This window comes from Nocardia vinacea NBRC 16497 (assembly GCF_000308835.1).
GTDB classification, from domain to species: Bacteria; Actinomycetota; Actinomycetes; order Mycobacteriales; family Mycobacteriaceae; genus Nocardia; species Nocardia vinacea.
The window spans coordinates 1-13,930 of the sequence record NZ_BAGN01000406.1 but is presented as its reverse complement, the minus strand read 5'-3'; the positions used below and the strand labels follow the sequence as shown (position 1 = coordinate 13,930).

The following is a 13,930-nucleotide window of genomic DNA, read 5'->3' as shown; positions in this document are numbered from 1 at the left end:
TCCCCAGCAGCAGTGCATTTCGCCGAAAGATCGTCCAAACAGCCTTATCCGCCCTGGTAATTGCCGACTATCGTGGCGACGGCATCGGATAGCGGGAAGGAAGAGTCGAGTGCGAACTGCGACAGGGCTGATGGCGCTCATCTGGGCGGTGAGTCTGGCCGCCGCGCCCGTGACCGCACGCTCGGACCCCAGCGGCCCGATCACGGTCACCACGGCCACCGCCGCCGCTCGCCCCGCCACCGACGGCTCCCACCTCGTCGGCATGGTCGAGAATCCGGATGGCATGCTCGACCTGCGAGTGCACTCGGCCGCAATGGACACCGATATCCTCGTCGAAGTGCTTCGGGCACCAGACAGTTCGCTACCGACACCGATCCTGTACCTACTCAACGGCGCAAGCGGTGGCGCGGATGCCAGCAGTTGGCCCGAGCAGACGGATATCGTCGATTTCTTCCGCGACAAACAGGTCACGGTCGTCACCCCGATGGGTGGCAATGGCAGTTACTTCACCGATTGGCGCAACGACGATCCGATCCTCGGCCGGCAACGCTGGACCACCTTCCTGACCCAGGAACTACCACCGATCATCGACTCGGCCTTCAACGGCAGCGGCGCCGACGCGGTCGCGGGGATCTCCATGGCCGCCACATCGGTATTCCAGCTCGCACTCGCGGCACCCGGACGCTACCGGGCCATCGGCTCCTACAGCGGTTGTGTCCGGACCAGTGACCCGCTGGGCCAAGCCATGATCGATGCCGTCGTCCTGCGGTGGCGGGGCAATCCGATCAATATGTGGGGGCCGCCCAGCGATCCGGCGTGGGCCGCCAACGACCCCTATGTGCATGCCGAAATGCTGCGCGGCACAGCCGTTTACGTCTCGACCGGAACGGGTGTCCCCGGACCGCTCGATACCCTCGACGGTCACGGCATCCGCGGCAACGGAGGCAAACTCGTCGGCCAGCTCGTCAACGGCGCTGTGCTGGAGGCCATCACCAACCAGTGCGCGCACGCACTGCGCGATCGCCTCCAACAACTGAGCATCCCCGCCACCTTCGACCTGCGCCCCACCGGCACCCACTCGTGGGGCTATTGGCAGGAAGACCTGCACAGGTCGTGGCCGATGATCCGCGACGCGCTGAACGGATAGCGCACCACCTCAATTCAGCCGGGCGCCGACCCGGGCCATCGGCGGGGCCCAGCCAGGCCGCCGTGGACTGCCTTGCCTCGGCGGCGTCGGCGTGTTGGTCGCTGTTCGTTTGGCTCCGCTCAACGCTTGGTCGGTGAGCACCGTATCGGAGATGTGGCCACGAGCAACGCGGAGCAACTCCTGGTCCGCCGGATCGCTCAATACACCGTTGACGCTGGTCAAGACGAGGTCTGCCTGCCTGCTTCCGATCTCCCCCAACATGCGCCTGGCGGCGAGGGCGTCGTTTGCCAATGGAGTACCGAACAGTGGGCCCGACGTGACGGCGCCGCCACCGGCGACGGTTTGGAGAGCCCGGGCCACGTCCTCCGTGGGTGTGCCCAGGTATGCGGTGACGAATTGCTCCTCGTCCGTGGTAAGGGTGACGCCTGCGGGCGCCGAGCGCCGATACCGGAATGCGGCGGCCTGCAAGGTAGCGAGATCCGCCGCGACTTCGCCGGTAGAGCTGCCACCCTCGAGGAGTCGAAGCGACGAGTCCTGGACACGTTGGACTGCGGCCACCACGCGGCCGAGATGGTTATTGCCGAGCGTCCAGCCCTTGGCGTTGTCATCGACGATCGACGACGAGCGAATGGCGTTGAACATGATGTCCTCGTCGGTGAATCCGGCGGCGAGCAATGCCGCCGGTGCATCGGTAATCTTCCCGCCGATATCCACCAGACCCTGTATCGCCGCGGCCGCGCCGCGAACGGTGTTGATGCCGCCATTCGGCGCGGCAAGCGCGGCCTCCCTGGCCGCCCGCGCGAATACGGGCCGATGCACGTATGCCTGAGCATAGGAGCCGTCGGGGCCACCCACACCTGGCGCGCCCCAGAATCCCCATTGGCCCAATTGCGCCTCACGCTCCATCCGGGAGAACGGCCGCAGTGGTGACCGGGTCCGTCCCCACAGCCATTCGGTCGCAGGCGAATTGCTGATCGTGCTGAACGCGGCGAGAGCAGGCAGCATTCCCATACGCATGGAATGGCCCGCGCCGGCCGCTCCCATGCCGAGGGCGGTCGCGCTGCCACCCGAACCGCGCGCCCCACCACCGCTGCCCTGCACGGCCAGTGCGAACCGATTCGCGATCCAGTCATTGCCGCGGTCCAGACTTTTACTGAGGCGTTTGAGCTGAAGGATCGCCACGATTTCGAAGATCGCGCCGATGATGAACACCACCATGACCTGATCACCGGCGAGCTTGAACAGGTCCCCCAGTATCAGCACATAAACGCCGAGAAAGATGGTGTAGGCGGTCATGCGTGCCGCGGCGACGAAGCTGTCGACGACATTGCGGATCAGGAACGTCTGCGTGGGTCCGTACACGAATCCGCCTGCGGCGAAACCGAAGATCGACATCAATCCGTGGTAGATCGTGTCGAGCGCCGCCCGGATCACCTTGATCGCGAGCACGGCCCCGAAGGCGAGCAGGATCGCCCCGGCCAGCAGCAGCAATAGGCCGGTGCCGATCTGCTCGAAATTCGGATTCTCCATCGATTCCTTGGCCGAGCTGTCCCCGCAGGCGCCGATCCCCTTTTTCACCCGGTCTTCGCTGCGCGCTGTGACACCGGCCGACCACGCGGCACGGCATGAGGTCTGCTCGTCGACTACATGCCCGAAGTTCCAGACCTGCAGCGGACGACGAACGAAGTTGTCGGTCAGCGTGCCCTGCATGGTCGCCACCATGTGGTGCGGATCGATATTGTTATCGCCGTTCAGCCCAGCCGCCACCGAAATGCCGAGATCGCGGCCCTTCGCGAGCAGGCCGTCCGACGACAGCACATCGGCCAGGGGCTCGGCAAGGAATATCGGCCCCAGCAATCCGACCATGATCATGGTCACCACTTGCAGGGTGGCTTTGGAGTAGAGGCCACGCACGACGAACCACGCGACGAAGAATGCGCCGATCGTCGCGGCGGTCACCAGCATGATCGGCGTCGCGATCTGTCCGGTCAGGCTGTGCGCCACACCGAGCAGTGCTTTCGAGAAGAGGTTCAGCCACTCGAAACTCAGGGCGTAGCCGATCAGCCAGATCGCCGTGATCACAATGATTTTCCAGCCCGCGAATTCCAGGCCGATCACCAGGGAAATCGCGGTATCGCCCGGATTGAGCACACCGCCGTGGTCGGTGGCGAACACATAACTGGCGGCCTCGACCCCCGAGGAATCGGCGACATGGGTCCAGCCGAGCGCGCTGCCCACCGACGATCCGGCGGTGCGGGTGCCGCCTTCGGCCGTGGCCGAGGCAGTGGCGCCGAGTAACCCCGGGAAGACGACCAGAACGAAGACAGTGAGCAGGACCCCAACCGTCCAGCGCCGCCGCCGCGTGGCGCGTATCCACGCCCGACACCGCCGCAGCACGGCGGGCAACTGCCAGCGATCCGGATCCCAGCAATCCGATCTCCAGTTGTTCACTACCACAACCTGATTCGTTTCCGCGCACCCCGAACGCAGGCACGGCATGGCAAGACGAGCATCGAAGCGGACAAATCCTCGGAGCTGCTCAACAGTCTCCGGAAACGACAACTTCGAACGCTAGCCACGCGCCGTGAACGACCACCCTCCGATCAGTGAACAGAGCAATGCGAAAACATCGGAGCCCGTTGGCATTTCGTCTCCACTCCGACTGCGGCTGTTCACCGTTTGTTCGCCCGGCGCGGTCGCGGAATATTCGCGCTGCCCGACGCATCATCGGGCGCGGATGCCGCCGCAACGTTGTCTATGGTCATGCTCGATCGAGCGTAGAATGACCACGAAAATGGCTGTAGCCCAGAATTTTACAGAAATAGCGAGCAAAACTACCGGTCTGTCCCCACGCAAACCGCTACCCCGATCGAGGAAGCGCGACGATTGCCCGCCCATCGCTGCGACCGCGAGTACGTGCCATCGCCAAAATCATCGGATCTCCCGATGTATACAGGCCCTAGAGCGGATCCGGGTTGGCGTAGCGGGACTTCGGGGCCTCGATGATCACTTCCGGTTCGGCAGAGGGGCCAAGGGGCGGGCGCTCGGCAACTACCTCGAATTGGCCGGTGTGATGTTGACGGATGTGAGCTATTCGCAACACTTTTCGGCGCGCGAGAAACCAGCCGCCGACCAAAGCCGGCCCCAGGACGACGAGCATGGCGAGTACGGCAATGCGCTGGACCATATCGCCGGTGCAGACCATCAGGACGACCACGGTGGCCAGGAAGAGCAGGGTCGCCACATCGGTGTAGGGAGCGCCGGGTAGGCGGGAGGCCGGGCGCCAGGCCAAACCGCGGCGCCACTCGCGCCAGAGTCGTAGGTGACAGAGCACGACCGCGGTCCACGACACAATGGTGCCGAGTGCCGACACATTCAGCACGATCTCGAATGCCTTGTCCGGCATCACCGCATCGAGCCCCACCCCGATCAGGGCGATCGCACCGGTGGCGAGAATGCCGACGTAGGGTACGCCCGTCCGCGACATGCGCGCCGCCACACCGGGTGCGCTGCCGTTCATCGACATCGAACGCAGAATCCGGCCGGTCGAGTACAGCCCGGCATTGAGGCTGGAGAAGGCGGCAGTGAGCACGATCAGGTTCATGATCGAACCGGCCGCCGGCACACCGATTTTCGCGAAGAAGGTCACGAACGGACTCTCACCGGCCCGAAAGACCGTATAGGGCAACAGCAGTCCGAGCAGTACCAGCGAACCGACGTAGAACAGTCCGATGCGGGCGATGACCGAGTTGATCGACCGCGGCATGATCGTCTCAGGATGCTCCGCCTCACCGGCTGCGATGCCGACCAGTTCGACTGCGGCATAGGCGAATACGACACCGGTGGTGACCGTGACCAGCGGCAGCACCCCAGTCGGGAACAATCCGCCGTGCCGAGTTATCACTCCGACCCCGGTCTGCGCACCCTGAATCGTGAAGCGACCGGCCAGGAAGATCGTGCCGACGATCAGAAAGCCCATCAGGGCAAGGACTTTGATCAGTGCGACCCAGAACTCCAGTTCGCCGAACCAGCGCACCGAGATCAGGTTGGTACTCACCACCGCGATCAGGGCGATGAGCGCGATCACCCAGTGCGGGACGACCTCGAACGCGCCCCAGTAGTGCGCATACGTGGCGATGGCGGTGATATCGACGATCCCGGTCATGCACCAGTGGAAGAAGTAGGTCCACCCGACCGCGAAAGCCAGCTTCTCCCCGTAGAACTCGCGCGCATAGGAGACGAAGGATCCGGCGGAGGGACGATGCAGCACCAGTTCGCCGAGCGCGCGCAGGATGAAGAAGACGAATACGCCGCACACCGCATACACCAGGAACAATCCCGGTCCGGCGTTGGCGAGTCGCGCACCGGCGCCGAGAAACAACCCGGTGCCGATCACCCCGCCGATCGCGATCATCTGCACTTGGCGCGCGCGCAGCGATCTGCGATAGCCGACATCCTCGGCATGCAGCGCATCTGCGAGCGCCGATAACTCAACTGGTCCCCGAACTGCGATCACGACCAGGCCTTCCAGTAAGGGAAGTCATGTCGCGGAAGAATGTACCGTTATTTAGCGGTACATTCAATGCGTTTTATTTGAAGCTTCAATGGGTATCCTGGCGGCCCCACAGGCGATGCCCGCTCCCGGACGCTCGGCCGAGCAGGTTCGTGCAGATGCCCAAAACCCGAGTTCCAGGCTCTGCATCATGCCAATACCCCTGAGCCGTCAATTGCGGTGAGCTGAATCCAGCAGGCCGAACCCATGATCGGCCGGCGGATCAATGGAGATGCGGAGGATGCGGTGAAGCGATCTCGGCGGCGGCTCGCGGTGCTGGCGGTGGCGGCAGGTCTGGCAATGGGCAGTGCCGGGGTGGCGATCGGCGATCCAGCCTTCCCACCGAATTTCCCACCGGATCAGAACCAGCTGCCGCAGTTGCCGACCGAGCCGCAGATCTACGATCTGCTGCCGCTTCCGTCGCCGGATCAGGACCCGTGGTACGACGATCCCGCGGATCTCGCGTCGTATCAGCCGGGGCAGATCGTGCGCAGCCGCGAAGTGCAGACGCGGGTGCTCGGCATTCCCTTCCCGGTCTATACCAAGCAGCTGCTGTTCCGCTCGAACGACGTGCACGACAATCCGATCGTCACCGCGACAACCGTTGTAGTGCCCGGCATTCCGTGGCAGGGCAGCCCCCGGCCGGTGTTGTCCTTCCAGGAGGCGATCGACTCCACCGATTCGGCCTGCAATCCCTCGCACACCCTACAGACCGGCACCATGAAGGAGTCGGCGCTGATGATCTATTGGCTGGCACAGGGTTTCGCGATCAACGTGCCGGACTTCGACGGAAAGTTCAATACCTTCAACACCTATGCCGAGGGCAAGATGGTCCTCGACAGCCTGCGCGCGATGAAGAACGATCCCGCCCTCGGCCTCACCGATTCCGGTATCGCGCTGTACGGATATTCCGGCGGCGGTTCGGGTTCCATTCGCGCGGCGGAGCTGCGCGCGAGCTACGCACCCGATGTGCGGCTGCTCGGCACCACCATCGGCGGCACGCCCGGTGACCTGGTGGCGGAGGCCAGATATGCGACCCACACGGAACCCGGGCTCACCGGCACCAGCAACTTCACCATGTGGCTCGGCTTCACGAGTCTGGCCCGGGAATACCCGGACGTCTTCGATCCCGCCGATCTGCTGACCGCCGAGGGGCAGCAGATCATCGAGGATATCCGAAGTCGGTGCTACGCGACCATTGCGCTCACCGGCGTCTACCGGCCCATCAGCGCCTACTACCAGCCCGGCAAGTCGCTGGAGTCGTCCCCGGAGATCCTTCGGGTCCTGCAGGACAACAGCTTGGGCAAATACCTTCCGGATACGCCGATCCTGTGGTGGCACGGACTGTGGGATGAACTGATTCCGCCGTCGGTGGTGCTGCCTACCGTCCAAAGCTATTGGGAGCGTGGCGCGGATCTGCGCTTCTACACCGTTCCGGTCCCCGAGCACATCGTCAATGCCGTCACCGGCTGGCCGCCCGCGGTGGCCTGGACCAGCGCGGTGCTGCGCGGTCTGCCGCCGGGGCCGAGGTTCAAGGCGGATTACCAGCCGCTGCCGCCCGGCTTTCCCGGTAGCTGAAATCGTCTGTGTCCGAACCGGAACCGGTGACCGCGAAATGCTGTCGGTAACGATCGGGTGTGGTGGCCAGCTGCCGGGAGAAAACCCGGTGCAGCGTCTCACCGTGTCTGTAGCCGACCGCTTTGGCGATCGCGACCACCGTCAGATCTGTGGTCTCGAGCAGTCGACGAGCCGCCTCGACACGCAGATTCTCTACGAAAGCCGCAGGTGTACTGCCGGTTTCGGCACGGAAGGCGCGTGCGAAGGCGCGCTCGCTCAGTCCCGCCCGAGCTGCCAATGCGGCCACGCTCAGGTCTTCGTCCAAATGGTCGGGCAGCCACTGCTGTACGGCCCGAATCGCCGGGGTGCGCGCTGGTTGCGCACGTAGTTGGGCGCTGAATTGTGCTTGGCCACCTGGCCTTCGGGTGAAAACGACGAACCACCGAGCGATCAACTGGGCCACTTCGGTGCCGTGATCGGCCTCGACCAAGGCGAGCGCCAGATCGATACTCGCGGTTACCCCCGCCGAGGTCCACCGGTTGCCGTCGTTGACGTAGATCCGGTCCGGTTCGACAAGCACCCGCGGGAAGCGTTCGGCCATCACCGCACACGCTCCCCAATGCGTTGTCGCACGATAACCGTCGAGCAATCCGGCACCGGCCAACAGGAGCGAACCGGCGCATACCGACGCCACCCGCCGCGATCGCCGGGCAATGGCCGGGAGCTCGCGCACCACGTCGGCGGATACCGATGGGACGAAGGCTCCGTTGCCCCCGATCACGATCATGGTGTCGATCTCGTCGTCACCGGCGGCGATCTCCGGCAGGGAATGTTCGACATTCAGCGTCAGACCGCCGTCCACCGCGACGGTGCCCGCGCGCGGCGATGCCGTCACCAACCGGTAGGCCGGCGCGCCGACGATGGCGTTCGCCGCACCGAAAATGTCCATGGGACCGGCCAATTCGATCAGCTGGATGCCGTCGTAGACCACGAGGACAACCGTGCGAGGCGTCGACACGTTCCTATCATCACCGCACTCCCCCAGGACTGTCACGGCAATGTGCAGTCCGATCACCTCGCGTGCCGGACCGGTGCGACCACACCGGCGGCATGCCGTCCGAGAAAGGGAATGATCAATTCGGCGACGCGGTCACCGAACTGCGCATGCGGATAGTGCCCGCCGTTCTCGATGACGGCCACCTTGCCGATGCCCATGGGCATGGCCGCGACGATCGCCATGGCTTCGGCCTTCGGGTCCGGAAAATCCGGATCCTCGGCGCCCATGATCACCAGTGCCGGCCGGTGCACCTCCGACAGTGCCGCCTCGGCATCGACCGGAGTGGTCTTACCCGTCTTCCTGAACTCGCGCCACCGGCCAGGTTCCCGCAGGGTCGAGAACACGCCGTCGAGATAGTTCGGAAAGTCCTCGGGCTTGGTCGGATAGGCGATATCGAGGTACCTGCGCCACAACCGAGGCGACCCCAGAAGCAGCGTGCCCATCAACCGCACCAGCCCGCGCCGGTACCGCGGCACCGTCCACAGAGCACCGAAATCCAGTCGCTGCCTCCTGGTGAACGGGTTGATTTCGACTATGGCGCTGACCAATTCGGGCGCCTCGGCCGCGGCAATGGTCGCCGCACCGCCGGACAGAGAGTGGCCGACGATCACCGCTGGGCCGCCGAAATGCCGGATCACACTGAGTAGATCGCCTGCGACATCGGTTCGGCTGATGGCCGGCTTCCCGGTCACCGACGGCCAGCCGGGGCTGGATTCGCCGTGCCCACGCAGGTCGGCATTCACCACCCGGTAGCCCGCGGCGGTCAGTCGCGGTACGAGATGGCGATAGTCGTGCCGGGAAGTTCCGATACCGTGCGAAAGCACGACCAGCGGTCCGTCCCCGACGACATCGCAGGCGATCCGCCCCTCCTCGAATGTCACGAACTCGGTCATTTGTCTTACCTTCCAAGCGTTTTCGAAACGTCGCGTGGCGCGCGATGTGCTCGAATTGAACGCCGGAATCGCACGATTGTCGGTAGCCCCGACCGGATCGGTCAGATAGACAGCAGATTTCGTCAGTCCCTGATCCAACCAGCCGCAACCGGCTATCAGGCCGCCTCGGCGCGAGCTACCTTGCGGCTAGGGCAGTCAGTCCCAACTCTGCACTGCGTCGTAGCGGCGGCGCATCTGGCGGCGACGGTAGAACACCTCGTCCACCGATAGCGTCGTGGTGGTCACCGGTGCCAGGCGGATGTTCAGGCCGAGTTCCCGGATACGGTGCTCCAGATCGATGCGGCGCTCCGGCGGCAGGTTGGACCACATCGATTCGAAGCGGCCGCGGACCGGGGTGTCGGCGCCGGCGATCAGGTCCAGCAGCAGCGGCCAGTCGTGGGCGTCGGTGGCGATGCCGGGCAATGCGGACACCATCGCATCGTTCATCTGCGCGAGCAGGGCTATCATCCGGCGCTGGATCCCGGCGTCGGCGTGTGCCATCAGGCTGAAAAGTCCACGCCACAGGTCGGATTCGATGCGTCCCTCCAAGCTGCCGACGAGTCCGGCCAATGCCGCGTCGTTCGCGATGATCGGATTCGCGGCCAGGGCCCCCAGTGCCCACTTACTCAGCCTTCCGATGAAGGTCAACAGCTCCGGTGCCGCACCGGCCCGGAGATAGCTCGCGATCAGATTGCCGATCATTTCGGTGGAGCCGACGCTGAACAGGACATCGCCGATCGACGCGGTCAGCTCGGTCTCACAGCGCGCGAACGTCGACAGCGCGGCCAACTGCAGCCCCGTAGACCCCATGAGCACGGTATGCAGCATGCGCGGGATCCGCTGCCGCGGCCCGGCCAGTAGTTGACGAAAAATGGCGCTCACGCCCGCGACGGAATAGGCATAGGCGGCGGAGAAGATCAGACCCTCGTCATCGAGCACGCCCTGTTCGAAGGCCGCGACCAATGTCGGTGTGGCAAACGCGTCGAGGAACGGCCCGGCGGTGATGTAGTCCTTGCGCGCCAACATTTCGTTGAGAATCCGCACGATGGGTTCCGGCGGCGCCACCTCGGCGAGTTGTCCGACGGTGCGCGGATCCATATACGGCGCACAGTCGGCCACATACGCGGGCGCGAGCATGGCAACCGTCTCGGCCGCCTTCTTCGGGTGATCGACACCGACCGCGCCCGCGGCCCGGCCCGTCATCATCGGCGGCACGAGGCGCTGTACCAGCGGCATCGAGATGCGCAGCGGAATGATCGGCACCAGTTTGCTGATCCGCTCGAACGTCTCGTTGTGCTGATCGAAGATCAGGCCCGCCAGCCGTTCCTGGAGTTCGTGCAGATTCTCGCTGCCCAACCGCTCCAGATGCGCCAGTCGCTCCACAGGGGCGTGCAAAGTCCGTGACAGCAGGACGATCTGGGCACCGGTTACCAGATCACTCATCAGCCGAGCCGGCTCCCGAACATGATCTTCTTCGTCACCGCCCGAAACGGCCGGGGCAGCGCGCCGACCATCTCATCGATGGCCTCGATGAGCGCCGCCGTTTCGAGTTGTTTGGCCGCGCGGAACATCTCGAGCAGTTCGGTGGCCTCCTGCTCGGTGATCAGCCCGGTTGCCGCCAGCGGCCCGCGTAGTTCGTGTTCTAGGTCGGTCCTGGCCCTCATACGGCTACCCGTTTCTTCATCTATCGCAGCGTCGATCACTCGTGAAAGCCCCGAGCATAGGTGTCTCGGCGACCCGGCGGGGCAGTGCGTAAAGAATTCGTTATCCAAAGATCTTCATAACTTTTTTGAGAGGGTTGACTTCCTTTTTATTTGTGCCGCAAGACAACTCGGGTTTTATTCTCAGTCACGGGAAGTTGCGCGTTCGGCTGTGCGCGCACATCTGTTTGTATCTGGGCATGATGGATTGGTGTCGGCGCACCCGGGTCCATTCCTGCCTCGGGAGCCACACATGCGGACATTCGACCTGACGCGCCGGTCGTTCCTCGGCGCGGCGGGCATCGGAACCCTCGCGCTCACCGCCGCGTGCACCGGATTCGCCACCACGGGAAGTGGCGGCATGCTCTTTCTCTCCACGCAATTCCGCCCCGCCGACGAGGCCGAGCGTTTCCGCAACCTGCTCGGCAAGACAGCGCCGGGCGTCAGCTATGTGACCATCGAGGAGAGCCCGTTCGCGAGTCAGGTGCGCAGCCAGTTCGCGGCGGGCTCGACGCAGGTCGGTCTGCTCGGTGGGCTGCACGGCGATATCGCACCGCTGGCCGAGGGCTATCTCGAGGATCTCACCGGCCTGCTCGCCGACCTCGGCAACCGCGGCTGGCCCGCCGCCTACCTGCAACTGGCGCGGGCCGGTACCGACCGGACGTGGTATATCCCCTGGGCCACAGCGAGTTACGTGCTCGCCGCACACGCCGACGCGCTGCAGCACCTGCCATCCGGCGCGGACGCCACGGCACTGACCTACGAGCAGTTCCTCGACTGGGCGATCGCCGCGCGCCGCGCCAATGGCAACCGACCGATGCTCGGACTGCCCGCCGGCCCGAAAGGCCTGCTGCATCGCTTCACCCAGGGGTATCTGCTGCCGTCGTTCACCGGCGGGCAGATCACCACCTTCCGCTCGGCCGAGGCCGTGACGGCCTGGCAATACTTCCGCGAACTGTGGGCCAACTGCGCACAGTCGAGTACGAATTTCGACTTCATGCAAGAGCCCCTTGCCAGCGGCGAGGTGCGCATGGCCTGGGATCATGTTGTCCGCCTGGTGCACGCGCCCGAGCACGACCCGCAGGACTGGCGCATGCTGCCCGCGCCGCGCGGCAAGCACGGCCTCGGCTATATGGCCGTGGTCGCCGGGCTCGCAATTCCCAAGGGCAGCACCGATGCCGAGCTCGCCCAGCGCACGATCAGCGCGTTGACCAAGCCGGAAACCCAGATCGAACTGCTGCGCTCCAATGGCTTCTTCCCGTCGGTCGACACCGCCATCCCGGACGATCTGCCACCGGCGGTCAGGCTCGAGGCCGATGCCGTGGACCGACAGCAGCAGGCACCTGGCGCGATCCTGTCGCTGCCGCCGGTCGGCCTCGGTCAGCGCGAGGGTGAGGTGAGCAAGGTGTTCAAGGACAGCTTCCGCTCGATTGTGTTGGACGGAGCCGATATTCGGACCACACTCGATCAACAGGCCCGGGTGCTGCAGGGCATTCTCGACGAGCTGAAGGTGCCCTGCTGGGCACCCGATCCCGTCGCCGACATCTGCGGGGTGGGATAGCCATGCGTGCGCGCCTCGGTTCACCGTGGATTCTGCTGCTGCCCTCGATCGTGCTGCTGGTCGCGCTGTTCGGTTGGCCATTGGTGCGGGCGATCTTCGATGCGTTCAGCGATGATCACGGCTTCACGCTCGCGCACTGGCGGCGCTTGTTCGACGACCCGTATTTCCTTACCTCGCTGCGCAATACGCTGTTGTTGATCGTGATCGTGGTGCCGATCCAATTGGTGCTCGCGGTCGGTATGGCGCTGCTGATGCAGGCGCGGCCGCGGTTCGCGAGTGGCCACTTCTACCTGTGGTGCGTGCCGTTGGCGATCTCCGAACTGGCCGCCGGACTGGTGTGGTTGTCGATCTTCGGCAATCGCGGATACCTGAACTCACTGCTGGTCTGGCTCGGATTATCCGAGGACGGTGTGCAGTGGTTGAACTATCAGCACACCGGCACCATGCTGCTCGCGGTGGTGATCGCCGAGATCTGGCGGGCGACCTCATTGGTCTTCGTCATCGTGGTGGCGGGCGTGCAGCTGATTCCACGGGATTACGACGAGGCCGCACAGGTGTTCGGGGCGAACTTCTGGCAGCGGCTCCGGCATGTGACGCTGCCGCAACTCGGGCCGAGCCTGCAGGTCGCGCTGATCCTGCGCACCATCCTCGCGCTGCAGGCCTTCGCAGTCGCGCAGGCACTCACCGGGCGGGACTTCCCACTGCTGGTCGGCGAGACCTACGAGTGGTACTCGAATCTACAGAATCCCGCTGTCGCGAGCGCGGTTTCGCTCGTGGTGCTGGCCATCTCGCTCGGTACCGCGATCTTCTATCTGCGGACGGTCAGGGCGCCGGAGGGGTCGCGATGAGTGAGGCCACAGCGCTGCCGCCGATCGATCGCGCACCGCTGCGCCGACGCCGGTGGCGGGCCATCGGAGTGCAGGTGGCGTGTATCGCGGTGACGCTGTTCATGACGCTGCCGATCGTGCTGATCGGACTCGCCGCGGTGTCCTCGCGCGAGGCATTGAACGAGTTCCCGAAGCCATTGCTGCCCAGCGAATTCTCCATCGAGACGCTGCAGTCGTTCTTCCGCGCCACCGGGACCGTTCCGGCACTGGGCAACTCGGTGCTCGTCGGGCTCTACACCGTGCTCTGGTCACTGGCCATCGGTGCGCCCGCTGGATATGCGTTGGCCCGCAACGTTTTCCGAGGTAAGGACACCTATCAGGTATTCATCCTTTTCGTGCGGGCGCTGCCGATCGTGGTGCTCTCGGTGCCGCTGGCCACGATGTTCCTGCGGCTGGACGTCTACGACACCGTCTTCGCCGTGACGCTCGTGCACACCACGCTCGCGCTGCCCACCACCGTGCTCATCACGGCGAGCATTTTCGTCGCGGTACCGGCCGACCTCGAGGAGGCGGCGCGCGTCTTCGGCTGCACGCGCT

General features: G+C 64.8%; 11 protein-coding genes. 5 read left to right on the top strand and 6 right to left on the bottom strand.

Annotated elements, in window-relative coordinates; translation table 11 throughout:
* Positions 1–130: 130 nt before the first annotated feature.
* Positions 131–1,147 (top strand): alpha/beta hydrolase, encoded by a 1,017-nt coding sequence (locus tag ON44_RS38530; RefSeq protein WP_040699655.1) that lies wholly within the window; start codon positions 131–133, stop codon positions 1,145–1,147.
* Positions 1,148–1,156: 9 nt separating this feature from the next.
* On the opposite strand, the gene ON44_RS38525 is transcribed toward ON44_RS38530, so the two are convergent.
* Entirely contained in the window at positions 1,157–3,598 is a 2,442-nt protein-coding gene (locus tag ON44_RS38525; RefSeq protein ID WP_157187518.1) for a hypothetical protein, read from the bottom strand.
* A gap of 508 nt (positions 3,599–4,106) precedes the next feature.
* Positions 4,107–5,663 (bottom strand): amino acid permease, encoded by a 1,557-nt coding sequence (locus ON44_RS38520; RefSeq protein ID WP_245567505.1) that lies wholly within the window; start codon positions 5,661–5,663, stop codon positions 4,107–4,109.
* Between the two features lie 336 nt (positions 5,664–5,999).
* Here ON44_RS38520 and ON44_RS38515 point away from each other — a divergent pair, with 336 nt between their 5' ends.
* Complete coding sequence (locus ON44_RS38515; RefSeq protein ID WP_051182990.1) at positions 6,000–7,277, top strand: lipase family protein; 1,278 nt, start codon at positions 6,000–6,002, stop codon at positions 7,275–7,277.
* On the opposite strand, the gene ON44_RS38510 is transcribed toward ON44_RS38515, so the two are convergent.
* The 4 genes from ON44_RS38510 to ON44_RS38495 form a co-directional block, all read right to left on the bottom strand.
* Positions 7,231–8,274, bottom strand: a complete 1,044-nt coding sequence (locus ON44_RS38510; RefSeq protein WP_085998702.1) for a GlxA family transcriptional regulator — start codon at positions 8,272–8,274, stop codon at positions 7,231–7,233. The two genes, ON44_RS38515 and ON44_RS38510, sit on opposite strands and share 47 nt — an antisense overlap.
* Positions 8,275–8,327: 53 nt before the next feature.
* The gene (locus ON44_RS38505) at positions 8,328–9,206 is read right to left on the bottom strand and encodes an alpha/beta fold hydrolase (RefSeq protein ID WP_040699652.1); all 879 of its coding nucleotides are present in this window, start codon (positions 9,204–9,206) and stop codon (positions 8,328–8,330) included.
* A gap of 195 nt (positions 9,207–9,401) precedes the next feature.
* Positions 9,402–10,688 carry a hypothetical protein gene (locus ON44_RS38500; protein WP_040699650.1) on the bottom strand — a complete coding sequence of 429 codons (1,287 nt, stop codon included), beginning with the start codon at positions 10,686–10,688 and terminating at the stop codon, positions 9,402–9,404.
* Positions 10,688–10,909: a hypothetical protein gene (locus ON44_RS38495; RefSeq protein WP_040699648.1), complete on the bottom strand. Its 222-nt coding sequence runs from the start codon at positions 10,907–10,909 to the stop codon at positions 10,688–10,690. The genes ON44_RS38500 and ON44_RS38495 overlap by 1 nt, the downstream gene beginning before the upstream one ends.
* A gap of 289 nt (positions 10,910–11,198) precedes the next feature.
* On the opposite strand from ON44_RS38495, the gene ON44_RS38490 reads away from it, so the two are divergent.
* The 3 genes from ON44_RS38490 to ON44_RS38480 all read left to right on the top strand — a co-directional run.
* A complete protein-coding gene (locus ON44_RS38490; RefSeq protein WP_040699646.1) occupies positions 11,199–12,506 on the top strand; it encodes an ABC transporter substrate-binding protein in 1,308 nt (435 codons plus the stop codon).
* Positions 12,507–12,508: 2 nt separating this feature from the next.
* Positions 12,509–13,354, top strand: a complete 846-nt coding sequence (locus ON44_RS38485; RefSeq protein ID WP_040699644.1) for a carbohydrate ABC transporter permease — start codon at positions 12,509–12,511, stop codon at positions 13,352–13,354.
* Positions 13,351–13,930: carbohydrate ABC transporter permease (locus tag ON44_RS38480; protein ID WP_040699642.1), on the top strand; the 580-nt coding region annotated here is incomplete at its 3' end. The genes ON44_RS38485 and ON44_RS38480, both read left to right, overlap by 4 nt.